General features: G+C 43.3%; 15 protein-coding genes. 8 read left to right on the top strand and 7 right to left on the bottom strand.

From position 1 onward, the window contains the following. Positions 1 to 524: 524 nt before the first annotated feature. Complete coding sequence (locus tag L2748_RS14485; protein ID WP_220780899.1) at positions 525 to 1,301, bottom strand: hypothetical protein; 777 nt, start codon at positions 1,299 to 1,301, stop codon at positions 525 to 527. A gap of 226 nt (positions 1,302 to 1,527) precedes the next feature. Here L2748_RS14485 and cysB point away from each other — a divergent pair, with 226 nt between their 5' ends. Further along, a complete protein-coding gene (gene cysB / locus L2748_RS14480; RefSeq protein ID WP_220780900.1) occupies positions 1,528 to 2,502 on the top strand; it encodes an HTH-type transcriptional regulator CysB in 975 nt (324 codons plus the stop codon). 96 nt (positions 2,503 to 2,598) lie between these two features. Here the strand turns inward: cysB and L2748_RS14475 are convergent, their stop codons facing one another. Next, on the bottom strand, positions 2,599 to 3,975 hold the full coding sequence (locus L2748_RS14475; protein ID WP_220780901.1) for an L-serine ammonia-lyase: 1,377 nt from the start codon (positions 3,973 to 3,975) through the stop codon (positions 2,599 to 2,601). Positions 3,976 to 4,369: 394 nt separating this feature from the next. Here L2748_RS14475 and nagZ point away from each other — a divergent pair, with 394 nt between their 5' ends. The 3 genes from nagZ (at position 4,370) to L2748_RS14460 (ending at position 6,794) form a co-directional block, all read left to right on the top strand. Beyond that, the gene (nagZ, locus tag L2748_RS14470; protein WP_220780902.1) at positions 4,370 to 5,377 is read left to right on the top strand and encodes a beta-N-acetylhexosaminidase; all 1,008 of its coding nucleotides are present in this window, start codon (positions 4,370 to 4,372) and stop codon (positions 5,375 to 5,377) included. Between the two features lie 73 nt (positions 5,378 to 5,450). Next, complete coding sequence (ycfP, locus tag L2748_RS14465; protein WP_220780903.1) at positions 5,451 to 5,990, top strand: alpha/beta hydrolase YcfP; 540 nt, start codon at positions 5,451 to 5,453, stop codon at positions 5,988 to 5,990. 528 nt (positions 5,991 to 6,518) lie between these two features. Then, the gene (locus L2748_RS14460; RefSeq protein ID WP_220780904.1) at positions 6,519 to 6,794 is read left to right on the top strand and encodes an acylphosphatase; all 276 of its coding nucleotides are present in this window, start codon (positions 6,519 to 6,521) and stop codon (positions 6,792 to 6,794) included. Here the strand turns inward: L2748_RS14460 and L2748_RS14455 are convergent. From L2748_RS14455 to L2748_RS14445, 3 genes are all read right to left on the bottom strand, one after another. Next, positions 6,791 to 7,807, bottom strand: coding sequence for a peptidoglycan binding protein CsiV (locus L2748_RS14455; protein ID WP_248957712.1), 1,017 nt, complete (start codon positions 7,805 to 7,807; stop codon positions 6,791 to 6,793). The genes L2748_RS14460 and L2748_RS14455 overlap by 4 nt on opposite strands. Further along, positions 7,804 to 11,277: a transcription-repair coupling factor gene (gene mfd, locus L2748_RS14450; protein WP_220780906.1), complete on the bottom strand. Its 3,474-nt coding sequence runs from the start codon at positions 11,275 to 11,277 to the stop codon at positions 7,804 to 7,806. The genes L2748_RS14455 and mfd overlap by 4 nt, the downstream gene beginning before the upstream one ends. A gap of 89 nt (positions 11,278 to 11,366) precedes the next feature. Beyond that, positions 11,367 to 11,963: a hypothetical protein gene (locus tag L2748_RS14445; protein ID WP_220780907.1), complete on the bottom strand. Its 597-nt coding sequence runs from the start codon at positions 11,961 to 11,963 to the stop codon at positions 11,367 to 11,369. A 218-nt stretch (positions 11,964 to 12,181) separates the two neighbouring features. On the opposite strand from L2748_RS14445, the gene L2748_RS14440 reads away from it, so the two are divergent. The 3 genes from L2748_RS14440 (at position 12,182) to lolE (ending at position 15,432) form a co-directional block, all read left to right on the top strand. Beyond that, a complete protein-coding gene (locus tag L2748_RS14440) occupies positions 12,182 to 13,405 on the top strand; it encodes a lipoprotein-releasing ABC transporter permease subunit (protein WP_220780908.1) in 1,224 nt (407 codons plus the stop codon). 78 nt (positions 13,406 to 13,483) lie between these two features. Continuing rightward, complete coding sequence (gene lolD, locus L2748_RS14435; RefSeq protein ID WP_246616143.1) at positions 13,484 to 14,182, top strand: lipoprotein-releasing ABC transporter ATP-binding protein LolD; 699 nt, start codon at positions 13,484 to 13,486, stop codon at positions 14,180 to 14,182. Continuing rightward, complete coding sequence (gene lolE / locus L2748_RS14430; RefSeq protein WP_220780910.1) at positions 14,179 to 15,432, top strand: lipoprotein-releasing ABC transporter permease subunit LolE; 1,254 nt, start codon at positions 14,179 to 14,181, stop codon at positions 15,430 to 15,432. The genes lolD and lolE overlap by 4 nt, the downstream gene beginning before the upstream one ends. A 93-nt stretch (positions 15,433 to 15,525) precedes the next feature. On the opposite strand, the gene L2748_RS14425 is transcribed toward lolE, so the two are convergent. Beyond that, on the bottom strand, positions 15,526 to 15,906 hold the full coding sequence (locus L2748_RS14425) for a SpoIIAA family protein (RefSeq protein WP_220780911.1): 381 nt from the start codon (positions 15,904 to 15,906) through the stop codon (positions 15,526 to 15,528). Positions 15,907 to 16,117: 211 nt separating this feature from the next. Here L2748_RS14425 and L2748_RS14420 point away from each other — a divergent pair, with 211 nt between their 5' ends. Next, positions 16,118 to 17,032, top strand: coding sequence for a M14 family metallopeptidase (locus L2748_RS14420; RefSeq protein WP_220780912.1), 915 nt, complete (start codon positions 16,118 to 16,120; stop codon positions 17,030 to 17,032). Positions 17,033 to 17,285: 253 nt separating this feature from the next. Here L2748_RS14420 and ltrA read toward each other — a convergent pair. After that, on the bottom strand, positions 17,286 to 18,694 hold a 1,409-nt coding region (gene ltrA, locus L2748_RS14415; RefSeq protein ID WP_248957711.1), incomplete at its 5' end, for a group II intron reverse transcriptase/maturase.

The raw sequence follows: 18,694 nt of genomic DNA, 5'->3' as shown, positions 1-18,694 counted from the left end.
TTATTTAGTAGTTAAATCTTGAATGTATCGGCGGGTCGTTTTATTGCAGGTAGAAGGGGGAGTTATAGATATCGCAAATGCTTAGCCATTTATACCAATCAGTATAAACATTTAGTCACTCAGCGAGAATTTAGCAGCACTGAGACAAGGTCATTAAGTGCTCCTGCTTTAATGACATTCACCACATCTATGTGGTTTGCAACGAGTGAAGAGCATAGTTATTCTACGTTTTAGCTCGTTAACACAGTATCAGAGCCGCTAAAACTCGCCATTCTGGAGCGTTTTTGGCTGCCTACTTCTGCGTTGATTAGCTTTATAAGGGAATAACCATTATTGCAGCTATTCGCCTTGAATTAGTTTGCCAAAAACCGCTCTGAGTAGATCAAATTCTTATACTGATTGGTATTATGTGAAGGCGCTGCTTGCTAATAAGGCTGGTTAATATTTTCTGAGATAACCACCTTCTTTTGAAGGTGGTTATCTTGCTTTGAAGATAAGCTCAAACAGTTAATCAGTGTGTTTTGTTACCACTTTCTCTTCGGCTGAAACAGCACATCAATATCATCGTCATCTTCTTTTGGTTTTATTCGCGCAGGCTGAGCTTTTTCTTGTGCACCTGTGATTTCAAGGAGCATAGCTTTAGCTTCTTCGACTTTACGCGCAATAAATGGGTCGTTGGGGGTCTGCGCTTTTATGGTATGTAGCGTTGCTAGGGCTTTCGTTACCATCTGTTTGGCTGAACCATATTGTTTCATAAAGCAGGCTGCTCGACCTCTTCCTAGCATTGAGTCAACGTTAATACGCAGTTGCAGGCTATCGATTCGGATCTCTTCTTCACTGAAAATACTCGGGTCCACTTTGCCTTTTTTATGTTCAGCTCGAAGAATAGCTTTCATTTTTTTAAGTGTTTTAACCAAAGTTAAAATCTGTCTATCGCTATCGGGTAATCGAAATTGCTCAATGGCAGGAGCAGGTTTTTGATTGGCTTTTAAGACTTGCATTTGACCGCGTAAATCAGTTAAACGGCGTTCATAATCATTACTTTGATTACGTGCGAGCGGAAGCGCACTCTCCAGCGCATCTTCAACCCTTTTGTAAAGGATTAATACAATATTTGAAGAGCAGGGAATTAGCCCACTGTTTGATAGCACTTCTTCCGTTTCATCAATAATGGCTCTATGACGAGCTAGTTCAGTTCGCCTTTCAGCTTCAACTCGGGCTTTTTGTTGTTGGATGATGCTGATGCCTATTACTAAAAGTAGTAATACGCCAATCAAAACCAAGACTGAAATAAATATCATAGCAGAACCAATAATTTTACAATTCGGTCAATGCTACTATAAATCAACAGTATAAGGTAGTAATCTTCATCAAGGATTATCGATTACTGTTTCGTAGAGATAGACTATTGTGCTATATTCCATTTGATATAATTATTCTGTTGTACTATAACTAATAATTATATTTAAAAGCGTCATTACTTATTTATTAGACAGGTAATAAGCCTGCCACAAGGAAGGATAAAAGATGAAGTTGCAGCAACTTAGATACATAGCTGAGGTGGTTAACCACAACCTCAATGTTTCCGCTACAGCGGAAAATCTGTATACATCTCAGCCTGGTATAAGTAAGCAAGTACGTATGCTTGAAGATGAACTAGGGATCCAGATTTTTGGTCGTAGTGGTAAGCATTTAACTCATGTGACCCCGGCTGGTCAGCAAGTGATTAGTATCGCGAATGATATTTTAGGTAAAGTCGAAAGCATTAAAAAAGTAGCTGAAGAGTATACCAAACCTGATCAAGGTGAGCTAAATATCGCCACTACAGACACTCAGGCACGTTATGCATTACCGCATATCATTCAAGGTTTTATAGACCGTTACCCTAAAGTTAACTTACACATGCATCAAGGTACGCCATCACAAATTAGTGAGCTTGCGGCAAGAGGTGATGCTGACTTTGCCATTGCGACTGAAGCGATGCACCTTTATAGCGATTTGATCATGTTGCCGTGTTATCACTGGAACCGCTCAATTGTAGTGACTCGTGATCATCCATTGGCAGCAAGAAGCAATATTAGCATTGAAGATCTCGCTCGTTTTCCGTTAGTGACATATGTATTTGGTTTTGATCGGGCGTCAGAGATTGAAAAATCCTTTAATCGTGCAGGGTTAGAGCCAAGAGTCGTATTTAGTGCTACCAGTGCTGATGTGCTTAAGACCTATGTAAGGTTAGGCCTTGGTGTTGGTGTGATAGCCTCAATGGCAATTGATGAGCATATGGATAAAGATTTAGTCGCTATCGATGCGAGCCACCTCTTTGGTCACAGCACCACTAAAATTGGTTTTAGAAAAGGTAATTTCTTACGTACTTATATGTATGACTTTATCGAGCATTTTGCACCGCACCTAACGCGAACTGTGGTTGAGCAAGCCGTGGCATTAAGAGATGCACAGCAGATTGAAGCCATGTTTAAAGATATTGAATTACCGGTTAGGTAGCCTTCTCTTTAAACCAATAAAAAACCTCGCAATCGCGAGGTTTTTTTATGGTGTACTAAGCCACTTTAGTTACTCAATGCTAGATGATTCAGTGATTTAACACTCGACAATATTTACAGCTAAGCCGCCTTTAGCGGTTTCTTTGTATTTACTGCGCATATCTTTACCAGTATCCATCATGGTCTTAATCACTTTATCGAGTGAAACCTTGTGGTTACCATCGCCGCGCATAGCCATGCGTGAGGCGTTAATTGCTTTTACGGCTCCCATAGCATTACGTTCGATGCAAGGTACTTGTACAAGGCCGCCTACAGGGTCACAGGTGAGTCCAAGGTTATGCTCCATACCAATCTCTGCTGCGTTTTCTACATGCTCGACAGTACCGCCCATAATTTCGGTCAATGCCGCTGCAGCCATAGAACAAGCTACACCCACTTCACCTTGGCAGCCCACTTCAGCACCTGAAATAGACGCGTTCTTTTTATAGAGAATACCGATAGCCGCAGCAGTTAGCAGGTAACGGCTACAAATATCTTGATCCACTTCTTGCACAAACATATCGTAGTAACATAATACGGCAGGAATAATGCCAGCAGCACCGTTAGTTGGTGCGGTGACAACGCGATCGCCTGCAGCGTTCTGCTCATTGACCGATAGCGCGAACAGATCAACCCAATCCATAGCGGTTAATGGGTCAACACAGTTTTTACCTTCGGCTTTTAGGCGGCGATGCAGTGATGGGGCTCTGCGTCTAAGCTTTAATCCACCAGGTAACATGCCTTCTTTTAGGTAGCCACGTTCGACACAGTTTTTCATGGTTTGCCAAATCAGCCATAGTTGCTCGTTGATCTCATCTGCATTAGCGATACTCAGCTCATTAGCCATCATTAATGATGAAATACTAAAACCGTTAGTGGTGCAAAGTTCGAGTAATTGTTGGGCTGAATTAAAATCATAAGGGGCTGATTTAATTGGTGCGGCAGGTGAGGCGTCCTGTGCTTGAATTTCATCTTCATCAAGAATGAACCCCCCCCCTACAGAGTAATAGGTGCGCTCGTATATGCATTTACCTTCCTTGTAAGCATATAGCGTCATGGCATTGGCGTGAGCAGGCAAGCTTTTGCGTCTATGGTAAGTAATACCGTTTGCGCGGCTAAAGAGTACCTCACGACCATCTGCAAGCTTGAGTCGCTCAGAGTCACTCACTTGCTGTAAAATATCATCAATTGAGTCAGTATCAACCGTATCAGGCGCTTCGCCCATCAGGCCTAGAATAACCGCTTTACCTGTACCGTGACCTTTGCCCGTTTGGCCTAAAGAGCCAAATAACTCAGAACGTAATTCATCAATGCTATCTAGATGATCTAGCGTTTGTAATTGATTGATGAAGATATTGCCGGCTTTCATTGGGCCAACAGTGTGCGAACTTGACGGCCCGATGCCGATTTTGAACATGTCGAATACACTAATCATGCTAAACCTTAATTGCTCTAGTCGTTATAGTTATAACCAACTTCACTAAGAAATGACTGGATGGAGGAATGACGCTTTTCTTGGTATATTTCGTCTATCCAGCGTGTTAAAACAATGCTTGCTATTAATCTTAGTTGCTTGAGTTGTTGGTGCAAAAAAGTATCCCATACTTTAAGGTCTTCTCTAGCATTAGTTTTTTTGTATCCAATTTTAGAGCATTAGATAAACTAATTGTAAGCTAAGCGGTGATATTATGTGTTTGGGTTTGGTTTATTTTATATTAGTTGACGTTTAACATGGGTTTATAGCGTGTTTTTGCTTATAGCTGAGGCTTATCCTTGCTAGGGCTAATGTAGATAAAATCTACAGATTGATAAAAAATTTAGAGGGTAGTATGAGTTATTTGATGTTAGATATTGAGTCCACGACGTTAGATGTTGCTGAATCGTCGCAGTTAACTCACCCTATGATAGGCGGATTAATATTATTTAGTCGCAATTATGTTGACCGTGCACAATTAGTTGAGCTGATAAAATCGATACGGGCGATTCGCCCCGATATTATTATTGCTGTTGATCATGAAGGCGGCAGAGTGCAGCGCTTTCGAGACGGGTTTACCGTTCTACCAGCAATGGGCGATATTTTACCGGCAGCGAAAGGTGACATGACCCAAGCAAAAGCGTGGGCGACAGAGCTCGGTTACTTAATGGCGATTGAATTATTAGCTGTCGATATTGATTTAAGTTTTGCACCTGTGCTTGATTTAAACGGCATCAGCCAAGTGATTGGCACGCGCAGTTTTAGCCCAGAAAAAAGCGAAGTGATTGAGCTTGCGAGTGCATTTATTGATGGTATGGAGCAAGCAGGAATGTGCGCTGTAGGTAAGCATTTCCCTGGGCATGGCAGTGTCGAGGCGGATTCACATATTGCAAAACCTGTTGATGAACGCAGTAAACAACAGATTTTCGCTGAAGATATGCAGCCATTTGTGAATTTGATTGGAAAAGAGCGCTTGCAAGGCATTATGCCTGCACATGTTATTTATCCAAAAGTAGACAGTCAGCCTGCGGGCTTTTCCCCATTTTGGTTACAAGAGGTACTACGTAAGCAACTCTCATTCAATGGCGTGATATTCTCCGATGATTTAGGAATGAAAGGCGCTGCAGTGGCTGGTGGGTATGCAGCTCGAGCACAAGCAGCACTGGATGCAGGTTGTAATATGATATTAGTGTGTAACGACAGCGCTGGCGCTACCGAGGTGTTAAATACGGTTAACTGGCCAACAGATGACAAAGGCTTAAGCGCTAACTTATTAAAGCCAGACGCTAAAAAAGTCGCTAAGGCGCTGGAAGACAACACTCGCTGGGAACGTGCTAAAGCAATCGCGAAAAGTTTGACTTAGCGCAACATAAAAACAGGCGCAGCTTGATAGGTTAAGTCATAATTACCGTTGTATTTATTGTCTGGGGGACAAAATGATCCTTTATCTTCATGGGTTTGACGCAACTAGTCCGGGTAATCACGATAAAATGCGTCAGCTACAGTTTATCGACGATGATGTGCGTTTAATCAGCTACAGTACGCAACACCCTAAAAATGATATGCAGCATTTGTTGAATGAAGTCAGTAAGCAAATTGCTTCTTCAGATGATAAAGCGCCGTTGATTTTAGGTGTCGGGCTAGGTGGTTTTTGGGCTGAACGGATTGGTTTCTTAAACGGTATTAAGTCGGTTCTGATTAATCCTAATTTAAAGCCTGAAGACAATATGGCTGAACATATTGATCGTCCTGAAGAATATGCTGATATCGCTAATAAATGCGTTAAAGATTTTCGGGCACTAAATGCTGGTAAAGCATTGTGTATTTTGGCTCGTCAAGATGATGTGAATGATAATGCGAAAGTTGAATCTACACTTAAAGAGTATTACTCGATAGAGTGGGATGAAGCACAGCAGCACAAGTTTGTTTCCTTAGCTGGTCAGTTACAGCTTATTAAGGCATTTAAAGCAAGCTAACTGTTTTGTCGTAAATATAAATAGAGCCGCCACAAGCAATTGATGCTTGTGGCGGCTTTTTATATGCAGACTGAAGACTTTTAAAGTATCAAACACAACAATCGCTAGATAGCAGCAGTCGGCAGGTTAATGGTTTAGCTTACTTTGCTGAACTGTGTGCTTTAGGCTATGTTATTCCTTATACCAATTAGTATAAAGATTTGGTCGCTCAGCGAGAATTTAGCGGCACTGAGACAAGGCAACGAGTGAAGAGCATAGTTATTCTACGTTCAAACTTGTTAACGCAGTATCAGAGCCGCTAAAACTCGCCATTCTGGAGCATTTTTGGCTGCCTACTTCTACGTTGAATAACTTCACAAGGGAGTAACCATTCTTTCAGTTATTCGCCTTAAATTAGTTTGCCAAATACGCTCTGAGTAGAGCAACTTCTTATACTAATTGGTATTATACAAACAGATATTTGTTTGAGATCAGTAATGACTATTGTAGGCAGTGTCTAAGTTGAGTGATTCTTAAAAGGAATACGTGATGAAACGTGTGGTGATAAAAGTGAAAGGCAGGGTGCAGGGCGTTTCCTACCGGCAAAATACACTCGCTCAAGCAAAGGCTCTGGGAGTCACGGGGTATGTCAGTAATCTAAGTGATGGCTCAGTGCAGATTTTAGCGCAAGGTGGGCAACCCGCTGTCGATAAGCTGATTAGTTGGTGCCATATCGGTTCGCCATCATCACAGGTTGATGAGGTCTTTGTAGCAGAAGACGAGGCAGATGATATCTACCTCGATTTTTCAATCATTCAGCTTTAAAGTGTTGTTGCAGGTAATTCAGCAACGTCCTTTGTTGGCTCAACGACTTTAGCTGTTGGTTGTTCCATTTTACGGATCTGGATAATCATGCCCATTTTAGGATGATCAAAATAATGGACTTCATCACTGCGCACCCGGCGATTTTGCGTCATCGGAATAGAGTACAGGTACGGTGTTGTGACCGCTTGTGATTCTGAACTTTCCCCAGTGTTTGCCAATGTATTAGGATTAGCTCTTAACTCGTTGTTAGCGAGTAACACGGTTTTACTGCCCGCTTCACGTAATCTAAAGTCTGTTTCGATAAACAGATAGTGCTGCAGATAAATATTTATCGTTCCGTCAAACTTCCAAACAGGCTTGTTGCTATCAGTTGCAAACTGACTGCCCATAAAATCAAAGTTACCAAACTCTGATGTCGTTGAGCTTGCCTCAATAGGCTGGCCATTAAATTCAAACTCTTCAGAATAGTCATGACCAGAGAATAATTTAACGGGTACGGCACGGTTTCGCGGTAACATCGATTGTTGCCATGTCATGTGTAATAGGCTTGAAGTACCTTTTTCACGTGAAATGGTTGCCATAATATCTTTAAATTGACTTTGGCTCTGGGCAAGTAGCACTGCACCATCGCCTAAATGAGCAACCGCTGGCGTCGACGCAGAAATTTGCATTGGAACATCGGCCATCGCTTTATGGTTAGCGCTGCTTAGTTGTTCATTACAGTTCACGCTATCGGTTGCCCAATCAGTTGAGGTACAACCGTTGAGCCCCATATTCAGGGCAGTTAAATCAGTGCTGATCATAGGTGTAATAAAATCCACAGCCTTACGATTCTGTTTGGTCGCCGCGGTTGTTGGCCATTGTTCGGTCGTTGGAGTATCCCGTTCAAAGATATAGACTTCGACCTCAAACCAGCGTTCAGCTGCAGCAACGGTACTGGCAGATAGGCTAGATAAAAGGCTAACAGCTAAAGCTGCGCTTAGCTTGTTTTTAGATAGTCTTAACACGATCATTCTCCAAGACGATGTTGAAACAACTGCTCAATTAACAGTTTTAGTAGTGCAAGCCTGTCTTTTGCTGTTTCAGACGGCATAGCAAATTTTAGCTTATTGGGCCCGTCCATTCGATATACTTGGGGCTGAGTTTGCAGTAAGCCGATGATAAAGGTTGGATCAACCTTATTATTTTCACCAAACTCTATACTACCACCTTTAGCGTGCATTTCGATTTTTCTTAAGCCTAACTGCGTGGCTAAGTGCTTATAAAGTGTCATTTCCATCAAGTTTTTGGTGGCGTCAGGCAACATACCGAAGCGATCGATTAACTCGACTTTCAATTCATCCAAAGCCTTGGCTGTTTCACAGTTTGCGATGCGCTTATATAAAGATAGGCGCATATTCACATCAGCAACATAATCTTCAGGTAAAAGTGCTGGGATTCTTAGCTCTATTTCACACTGATGGCGTAGCATCTGGTTAAGCGAAGGCTCTTTGCCTTGCTTTAACGATTTCACTGCATCTTCGAGCATTTCCATATAGAGAGTGAAGCCGATTTTCGAAATATGGCCACTTTGTTCATCACCGAGTAACTCACCGGCGCCGCGGATCTCAAGATCTTGAGTGGCAAGCATAAAGCCTGCACCGAGATCTTCTAACGCGCCAATGGCCTCAAGGCGCTTGCGAGCATCTTTGGTCATTCGCTTTGGATGAGGCGTCATGAGATAAGCATAAGCTTGGTGATGCGAGCGACCAACGCGGCCACGTAGCTGATGCAGCTGCGCAAGACCAAAGTTATCGGCGCGCTCGATTACAATGGTATTGGCTGATGGTACATCAATACCAGTTTCGATAATGGTAGTACACACCAGCACATTAAAGCGCTGATGGTAAAAATCAGACATGACTCGTTCAAGTTCACGCTCACGCATTTGACCATGGGCAGTAACTACACGCGCTTCCGGTAGCAATTCACTGATTTCAGCAGCGCGTTTTTCAATGGTTTCAACACTGTTATGCAAGAAGTAAACTTGGCCACCCCTTAATATTTCACGCAGCAAGGCTTCGCGAATTGTCGCTTCATCGTACTCTCTAACAAAGGTTTTTACTGCAAGACGTTTGGCTGGGGGCGTAGCAATAATCGATAAGTCACGCATGCCCGACATCGCCATATTCAAAGTACGCGGAATAGGCGTAGCCGTAAGCGTTAAAATGTCTACATTGGCTCGTAGCGCTTTAATTTTCTCTTTTTGTCTGACGCCAAAACGGTGTTCTTCATCAATAACGAGTAAGCCCAGGTTTTCAAACTTGGCTTCAGATTGCAGCAGTTTATGGGTACCAATCACGATATCGACTTTACCGTCGAGCAAGTCTTTCATGACTTGGGTTTGCTCTTTGGCTGTTTTAAAACGCGACATCACTTCAATCTTAAATGGCCAATCGGCAAAACGGTCTTTGAAGTTTTCATAATGTTGTTGAGCAAGCAGGGTGGTGGGCACCAATATCGCGACTTGCTTGCCATCGTTCACCGCAACAAAAGCGGCGCGCATCGCGACTTCTGTTTTACCAAAGCCCACATCACCACAAACGAGTCGGTCCATGGCTGTTGGGTTACGCATATCTTCAAGAACCGCCTCAATAGCCGTTTCTTGGTCAACGGTTTCTTCATAAGGAAAGCTATTGGCAAACTGGGCGTATTCTTCTTGGTCGATACGGCAAGCTTCACCTGGACGGGCTTGTCTGCGAGCATAAACATCGAGAAGCTCTGCTGCTACATCACGAATTTTTTCAACGGCTTTTTTCTTCGCCTTAGCCCAGCTTTCATTACCGAGTTTATTAAGCGTTGCTTCCTCATCGGGCCCAACGCTGTAACGACTAATGAGATGCAGAGATGAAACCGGTACATAAAGTTTATCGCCGCCTGAGTATTCTAATACTAAATACTCTGCAACTAGACCGCCGGTATCTAAGGTTTCTAAGCCTTGGTAACGGGCAACACCATGATCTAAATGCACGATGGGCTGACCGACTTTAAGCTCGGCAAGGTTTTTTACTAATGCGTCAGAGCTGATTTGGCGCTGCTTATCACGGCGACGGCGCTGGGATATCCGCTGACCAAATAGTTCGGTTTCACAGATTAAGCTAAACTTACCGCCAGTTTTCTTTTCAATCACGCAGCCTTGGGCTAGTGGCGATACGATTAAGCCGACTTTGGTTTTGCTGCTGGCAAATTCATCAAAATGTGCAAATAGCTTAGGTTTGATATTAATCTTGCCGAGCAGCTCTAATAGCGCTTCTCTACGACCTTCAGATTCGGCGCTAAATAGCATACGCTCACCCAGCGTTGCGTACTGCTCTAGTTCTGCAAGTGGCTGTTTAAGCTTATGGTTAGCTGTGATATCTGGCAGCTTGCTGACCTTTGCCGGTATAGCGGTACCGGTATAACTGAGATCTTTAAGTCCAAAGCGAGGTAAGGCTTTAAAGTTAGCAAAAATTTGCTCTGTCAGTAAATACAGCTCTTGCGGCGCTAATAAAGGTCTTAATGGGTCGACGCGTCTATCTTCATAGCGGGTTTCAACCTCTTTAAGGTGCGACTGCGTCGCGGCTTCAATATCGCCGACGCTAACAAGCTGAGTTGAGTCAGGCAGGTAGTCAAATAGCGTTGCCGTTTCGTCGAAAAACAATGGCAGGTAATTTTCAATACCAGCCGGCATGGTCTTTTTACTGACCATTTGGTAGATAGAACCCGGTTCTTTGACTAAGACTTCAAAGCGGCGGCGATATCTTTGCCTAAAGCCTTCAATCGCAGCGTCATCAGTTGGGAATTCTTTAGCCGGTAACAGGCGGATTGAATCTATCTCTTTACTTGAGCGCTGAGTTTCCGGGTCGAAATGTCGAATGGTTTCCACTTCATCATCAAACAGCTCAATTCGATAAGGTTGGCTAGAGCCCATAGGGAAAATATCGATAATCGAGCCGCGTACTGCAAACTCGCCGTGCTCATAAACCTGCTCAACCACATGGTAGCCGGTATTGATGAGCTGCTCGCGCACGTCTAACAGGCGATATTTATCGCCTTTTTCTAGCATTAACACATTGCCAGTTAAGAATGATTGCGGTGGCAGGCGCACCATCAAGGTGGTGATAGGCACAATGACCACAGCTTGCTGGGCTTGGGGAATACGCGATAATGCCTCTAAGCGTTGAGAGACCAGATCTTGATGGGGTGAGAAACTGTCGTAGGGCAGCGTTTCTCTATCTGGAAATAGCCAAATCGATATTGATTGCTCACTAAGCAGGTAGCTAAGCTCGGTATCGAGCGCTATAGCCGTTGGCGTGTCGGCGGTAACAACAAGGGTAATTCCTTGGTGTTGCTTAGAAATATTCGCGATGGTTAGCGCTTGGTCAGCGCCGCCGAGTGTACACAGCGTTTGTGCCAATTTGGCACTTTTGACAGCTGGCGGAGTCAATACAGAGAAAGCATTCATTAAGGCGAGGGAACAAGTCCATTTGCAGTAAAGTTGCTAAGTATTGTAGAGGCTTGTTTCAACTCATGCCAGCGAAAAATCTTTTTGTGCTAGCGAGCCTGTTGACGTAATTTGAGTTGCTTTTGTTGCAAACTTAAACTGGCTTTGACCAATTGCTCGACATCATTTTCTTGGATCACCCTAAAGCTGAGTTCACAGACATAAGGCGTAGCTTCTAATAATTGAGTCGTTGACGATTCAAGGGCTTTTTGTTTACAGCTTTGCACTGTAGCAATACATAAAATAGCAATCAGCTCTTCTTTGATATGCAAGGTCACTTGAAATATTTGACCAACTTCAAGCGCGATAGGGCTAGCAATGGCAAATCCACTGCCGCCAAAATGACTGCCTTGATAACGAGTACCTTCGTACTGTTCTTTGGCCATAACATGCTGCAAAACCATGTCTATTTTGCGTGATTGCAGTTTTAAAAATTCCACTACTGTTTTTGCATCATCGTCTAAATGACGCAATTGCAATAAACAATCTGACTCTAACGCTTTTACATCGCTGATCAGCTGTAAACTTGTGGGCAGCAACATGTTTAACTGCTCAGCGGTTGGCAAAGGTTTAGCGCTGTCCCAAGGACTCAAATAGGCATCAAATGGGTGAATAATACTAAAATAGGCGGTAGAGTCGGATAACAAGGGAGTTGCCTCTTGTTTTTAGGGGGCTAATACCCCTATTATCGTGCGCATCTTTATGATTTAGCAAGGTTAGACATTAAAATGTCTTGCTTTAGCGCTGAGTTCTACAGTTCTGATTACAAGTTATGCAATGATTCTTCATGCAAATGGGGCATTCGTGGGTAACTAAATCATCGGCGCTTAGGCTCTGTATCAGTCGATTTTATTTGGGTTTTTTAATGAATTTTTCATTATCGTTTTATATAGGTTATCGCTACTGGCGCGCAAAGAAAACCAATGCATTTGCATCCTTCATTACCTTGTTTGCAGTATCAGGCATTTTATTGGGTGTGGCGGCATTAATTGTTGTGAGCTCGGTGATGAATGGCTTAGAAGGCCAACTTAAGCAGCGTATCTTAGGGGCGGTGCCGCAATTAACCGTGCACGCTTCTAGCCCTATAGCTGACTGGCACAAGCAAGTTGAAAAGCTTAGCCTGCTTCCTGGCGTTGTGGGCGCTACGCCAAGTATTTCGACCCAAGCTATGGTGCAGTCAGCCAGTAATATTGGCGCGGCGCAGATTTATGGGATCTACCCAGACCAAGAAAAAAGCTTATTAAAAACCACCCAAAATGTATATTCGGGCAATTTTGATTTACTTGAGGCTGGTAAGTATCGAATTATCTTAGGCGCGGAGTTAGCGCGGATACTTGATGTGGCTCCGGGCGATAAAATTCGCGTATTAAGCGGTGACGGTGTGGTATATACCCCGTTAGGCCCTGTACCTAGTCAGCGTAAATTTACCGTTGTTGGCATGTTTGAAATGGGCTCGCAAGTTGATGGCACGCTTGCTTATGTTCATCATGATGACGCGCAGCGCCTAATGAGACAAACACCGGGCGAAATTAAGCAGTTACGTTTGTATCTTGATGATCCATTTAACGCTAGCAAAGTGGCGCCAGAGGTGGTTAGCCAATTTGCAACGCCTGTTACCACAACGGATTGGCGTGATACCTATGGTCATCTTTTTGGCGCAGTGAAAATGGAAAAAAATATGATGAGCTTAATGTTGAGTCTTATCATTGCGGTTGCTGCTTTTAATATTGTCTCTGCATTAGTGATGATGGTGGTCGACAAAACTACCGATGTTGCCGTGTTAAAAACCCAAGGCCTGACAACGCCAAATGTGATGGGGGTTTTCCTTATTCAAGGCTCGCTCAACGCTATTCTTGGCCTGATTTCCGGCGTTACAGTTGGCGTGTTGTTAACCTTTAACTTAAATAGCATTACCCATTTTTTAGGGATCTCTATTTTAGGTGCAGGGCAGAACTTACCTGTGCAATTAGAGCTTAGCCAATTAACTTGGATTGTCGTCGGCACGTTAGTGATGACGTTATTAGCCACCATTTACCCTGCGATTCGCGCTGCTAATGTGCAGCCAGCTACTGCGCTTAGGTATGAATAAGCTTAGGTACGAATAAGCCTAGATACCAAGAATCGATGATACGAGTAGATTAAGATTTAGATGAATAGCGAGTTAACAATGACGCAAGAATTATTGCTACAAGTCAGTAATGTTAGTAAACGATACCAAGAAGGGGCGGTAGACACTCTGGTGCTACATAATGTTGACCTGCAAGTATTTAAAGGTGAGCAATTAGCGATTGTTGGTAGCTCTGGCTCAGGTAAAAGTACCTTGCTGCATATTATGGGGACACTCGATAGCCCTACAAGCGGCACAGTGACTATGTTGGGCGAAGATTTGTATCAGTTATCGAGTCAACGCCAAGCTAAAGTCCGCAATGAGAATGTTGGTTTTATTTATCAATTTCATCATTTATTGCCAGAGTTTACAGCGCTTGAAAATGTCTCTATGCCCGCACTTATTCAAGGTCAGCGTCGTAAACTGGTGGAGCCTAAAGCGAAGGCGCTGCTTGAGCGGGTTGGTTTAGGTCACCGTTTAACTCACACTCCGGCTGAAATGTCTGGTGGTGAGCGTCAACGAGTGGCGATTGCTAGAGCGTTAATTAATGACCCTAAATTGGTTCTTGCTGATGAGCCAACAGGTAACCTTGATGCCAATAGCGGTGAAGCTGTATATGAACTCATTACTGAGCTTGCGGCGCAGCTAGGCACCGCTTTTGTAGTGGTGACTCATGATCAAAAGCTAGCCGCGCGAATGGATAGACAACTGCACATGAAAGATGGCCGCTTAGTTAAAGCGGAGGAATTGACTGCATGAGAAGTTTGTTAGCCATGTGGGTCGGTTGGCGCTTTTATCTTGCGCGCCAATCAAACCGATTTATTAACTTTATCTCGTTTGCTTCAACGGCGGGTATTGCCCTTGGCGTGATGGTGCTCATTGTTGTGTTATCGGCAATGAATGGTTTTGAAAAAGAGTTAGAGCAACGCTTATTAGGCGTGGTTTCGCATGGTGAACTAGTTGGGGTGAATGAGCCGATTCATCAGTGGCAATCAATTGTGGATGATGCCAGCCAAGTGCCTGGTATTGTTGCTGCTGCGCCATTTGTGCGTATGCAAGGTTTAGTACAAAAGGTGGGCGGTTTTCAGGGCCTCACCGTGATGGGCATAGATATTGGCAATGAAGCCAAAGTGTCTAACATCCAGCAATTTATGTCACCTAAGAGCTGGCAAAGCCTCAGTGAACATAACAGCAATAACATTGTGTTAGGTAAGGGGCTTGCTAAGAGTTTAGATTTAACCGTCGGTCAGTCACTCAACCTTTATATGCCCAATCTGAATGGCAAGTCACAAAACAAAATCGGTGCAGCTAAGAGTCACCGTTTTGTTGTGTCTGGTATTTTTGAGCTGGGTGGTGAACTCGATATGAGCACCGCTTATATTCCGATGCAATATGCCGCTAAAACATTAAATTTAGGTGATAGCGTTTCAGGCGTGCGGATTAAGGCTGATGATGTGTTTGCTGCGCCGCGGTTAATTCGTGATTTGGGCTATAGCCAGCAGCAATATGTGTATATTTCCGACTGGACTCGCACCCAAGGGCATTTATACCAAGATATTCAATTAGTGCGTATGGTGATGTATTTAGTACTGGCATTGGTTATTGCTGTGGCATGTTTTAATATCGTTTCAACCTTGGTTATGGCTGTACGAGATAAACAGTCTGAGATTGCGATTTTGTTGACTATGGGCATGAGAAAAGCCTCTGTGATGCTAATATTTGTGGTGCAGGGCGCTTTTAACGGCATTTTAGGCTGCGCTATTGGTGCCGTATTAGGTGTGACAATTTCGATAAACCTAAGCGCTATTGCCCGTGGTATTGAATCAATATTAGGTATTCAATTGTTATCGGCGGATGTGTACTTTATTGACTTCTTACCTTCACAGTTACAAGTGAATGATGTCATTACCGTGGTGTGTTTAGCGTTTGTGATGAGCGTGATAGCCACGCTTTACCCTGCGTGGAAGGCAAGCCAGACACCGCCTGCAAGAGCCTTGGCTGGTAGGTGATTATTCTAGCCTAATATTGTGAGATTAAAATAAAAAACACCAGCATTTGCTGGCGTTTTTTATTTGATTAAAGGGCTTATTAATCAATTGGTATTATTCATTTAGCCACGCAAATGCATCAGCTTCATTGTCAAAGTATTTCATTTCACCCGCGACAAACCAGCGACCAATTTTAGTCGCGGTTTCTTGCCAGCCTTTATTGCCATAAAGTGCAATTTTTATAAATTGATTGCCATGTTTAAGCCCCAGTTTAAGGTCATCCCAAGCAGCGCTAAGCTCCCAGCCTTCAAGTTCTGTTGCATCGAATAGCGCTTTAATTTTTGGCTGCTTAACTTCTGATAATGCCGAATCAATGACCGGTGTGATAGCAAGATAGTCACTGTGGGTTAACTTACCTTTTGCTTTGAGTGTGAGGAAAAACTCATCCTCAACTCTTTCTATTCCAATTGAAAATCCATGTCTTAATGCATTCATAAAAATCATCCTTGTAAATGAGAAATAGGTTGGCAGCTCTAACTACCTGATTGAAAACTATTACGGATAACGACATTGATATCAATCTATATCACGTTTATGCTCTCGAGTAATTTAACGCTGGAGTAAAAGGCGCTGAAAAAAGGTTAGCCTTTTACTGCATTAGGTATAGAAGAGCTTGGAGACAAAACCAAGCCAAAAGGAATCAAAAATGGATCAGCAAGTGTACGCAATCGGTGTAAAAGGTCAGAAATGGGGCGACGCTGAAAAAGCCCTGTGGCTGAATGTTCAGTCGATTAAGCGTTCTTATCAAGATGAAGTGCTAGCCAAGGTGCTGGCGTTAAAAGACCGCTTTGATGTTGAGCAGTATGGTGCCCTCTCTTATGATGTTGAGCGTTACCCATTGTTGGCGGTTAAATCAAAAAATTGGGATGCCAATAAAGCGACGATTTTAGTGACTGGTGGCGTGCACGGTTATGAAACAAGCGGCGTGCAAGGCGCCATCCGTTTTGCTGAAACTAAAGCGGCTGATTATGCCAAGCATTTTAATATTCTAGTGGCGCCGTGTATCAGCCCTTGGGGATATGAAACCATTAACCGTTGGAACCCAAAAGCAATCGACCCGAACCGTTCATTTTATGCTGACAGCCCAGCTGAAGAGTCGGCAGCGTTAATCAAGCTATTAGCGGATTTAGATGTTGAGATATTTGCTCATATTGATCTACATGAAACCACCGATACCGATAACAGTGAATTTAGGCCAGCACTGTCGGCACGTGATGCTGTTGAGCATACTAACTGGAATATCCCGGATGGTTTTTACCTTGTTGGTGACACCATTCATCCGCAAGAAGAATTTCAAACAGCGATTATCAAATCAGTAGAGCAAGTCACCCATATTGCGCCAGCCGATGATGACGGTAAGTTAATTGGCGTTGATTTAGCGCAGTTTGGCGTGATTAATTACGCCACTAAAGCCCTTGGTTTATGTGCCGGTGTCACGGATGCCAAATATGTGACGACCACAGAAGTGTACCCAGACAGCCCATTGTCAGATGATGAAAACTGCATTGTGGCGCAAGTCGCGGCAATCACAGGTGGTTTAGACTACTTGCTGAGCTTGTAAATCATCTGGTATTGAAGATCGTCTAAGCGCGAGAGCAAAAAAGCCTGAAATGAAGTTCAGGCTTTTTATAACAACCAAAGAGTTAAGGGATATAACGTTGATATTTTTCAAAGGATTTTGGTTTTGGTTCGGTTTGATTATTTGTCGGGTGGACGACACTTGTTGCCAAGTGCCGTCTCCCTAAGAACCCAGCGTGCAACTTTCACTGCACTGGGCTCAAGCCTCATATAAAGTATCGTTTGATACCCAGCAATTAAAACAAAGGCGAGACTGGTGAAGACCAAGCATTACGACACTTATCAGGTTGTTTTCGCCTTTTTAAATAATCAGCGAACTCTGGATTATAAGCTGTAACTGGGCTTTTTATCTTCACATGCCTTTTTATGGGAGTTTGGGCTATCTGAACAAGATTAAACTGAGAATCTATATTCGCTATTTTACGCCAACCGTGAAATTGCCATTGCCCTTTACGATTGATGAAGTATTTCATAGCGATCCACCGTCTAGATTTAGTCGGGTGGCGTCGTTTAGCCCAATGCCATAGCATCTCGAATAGCTTATGACTAATGTAGTTGAAAGTTTTCTTGGCAACACTATGACGATAGTAATTCGCCCAACCACGCAGCTTAGGATTCACCAATTTGATGAGGTCGTTCACTGGTATGGTTGCGTGTTTCTTGATGAGTTCACGCAGATTTCGCAGAAACAATAGCACATTGGGTTTACTCGGTTTTATGAGTAACTTCCCTTTGTACTTTCTAAGGTTGAAACCCAGAAAATTAAAGCCATCGTCAATGTGTGTTACCTGTGTTTTCTCTTCAGAGAGAGTCAAGCCACGTTCTTCTAAAAAGCCAGCAATCAGCGGTTTGACTTCATTTACAAGAAATTCCTTTGAATGCCCTGTAACGATGAAGTCGTCAGCATAACCAATAAAGTTGACTCGTTGACCTTTACTCAGTGCAGTGGATTTGACATGTTGTTCCAGCCCTGCAAGGGTCATCACCATCAAGGTGGGCGATATTATCCCACCTTGTGGTGTTCCCTCGTCAGTTCGATGAAACACGCCTTTATCCATAAAGCCGCACTTGAGCCATTGCGATAACATTCGCTTATCGATAGGAACGTTATCTAAGAGCCATTGATGTCCAATCTTATCAAAGCAGGCTTTGATATCTGCCTCAAGTACCCATTTAGCTGATTTCTTCTGGCCTAGACAGATAAAGCATTGCCCAATGGCATCTGCTGTACTTCTATTAGGGCGAAAGCCATAACTATTTGGATCGGCTAATGATTCAGAAATAGGCTCTAATGCTAATAAATGCAGTGCTTGTTGAGCTCTGTCTATTATGCAAGGAATACCTAATGGCCTGAGTTTGCCGTTTTTCTTGGGGATATAGATCCGTTTAAGTGGTTTTGCTTGATATCCTTTACGTGAAAGTTTATCAACCGCTTTCATGCGACGAGCATCTGTATTTAAGATGACACCGTCTACCCCAGATGTTTTACTACCTTTGTTTTGTGATACACGTTTGACCGCTAACAGCTTAGCCGAACGTGAGTGAGTCAATATCCACTGCAATGCTTTGGCTTTGCCGTGTCTACCTTCTCTTATTGCCTTTGCAATACGCATTTGAAGCTTTAATACATGCGCCTCTACGGCCT

It is taken from the genome of Shewanella sairae, from assembly GCF_023283535.1.
Lineage (GTDB): Bacteria > Pseudomonadota > Gammaproteobacteria > Enterobacterales > Shewanellaceae > Shewanella > Shewanella sairae.
This window is presented reverse-complemented; position numbering and strand designations above follow the sequence as displayed.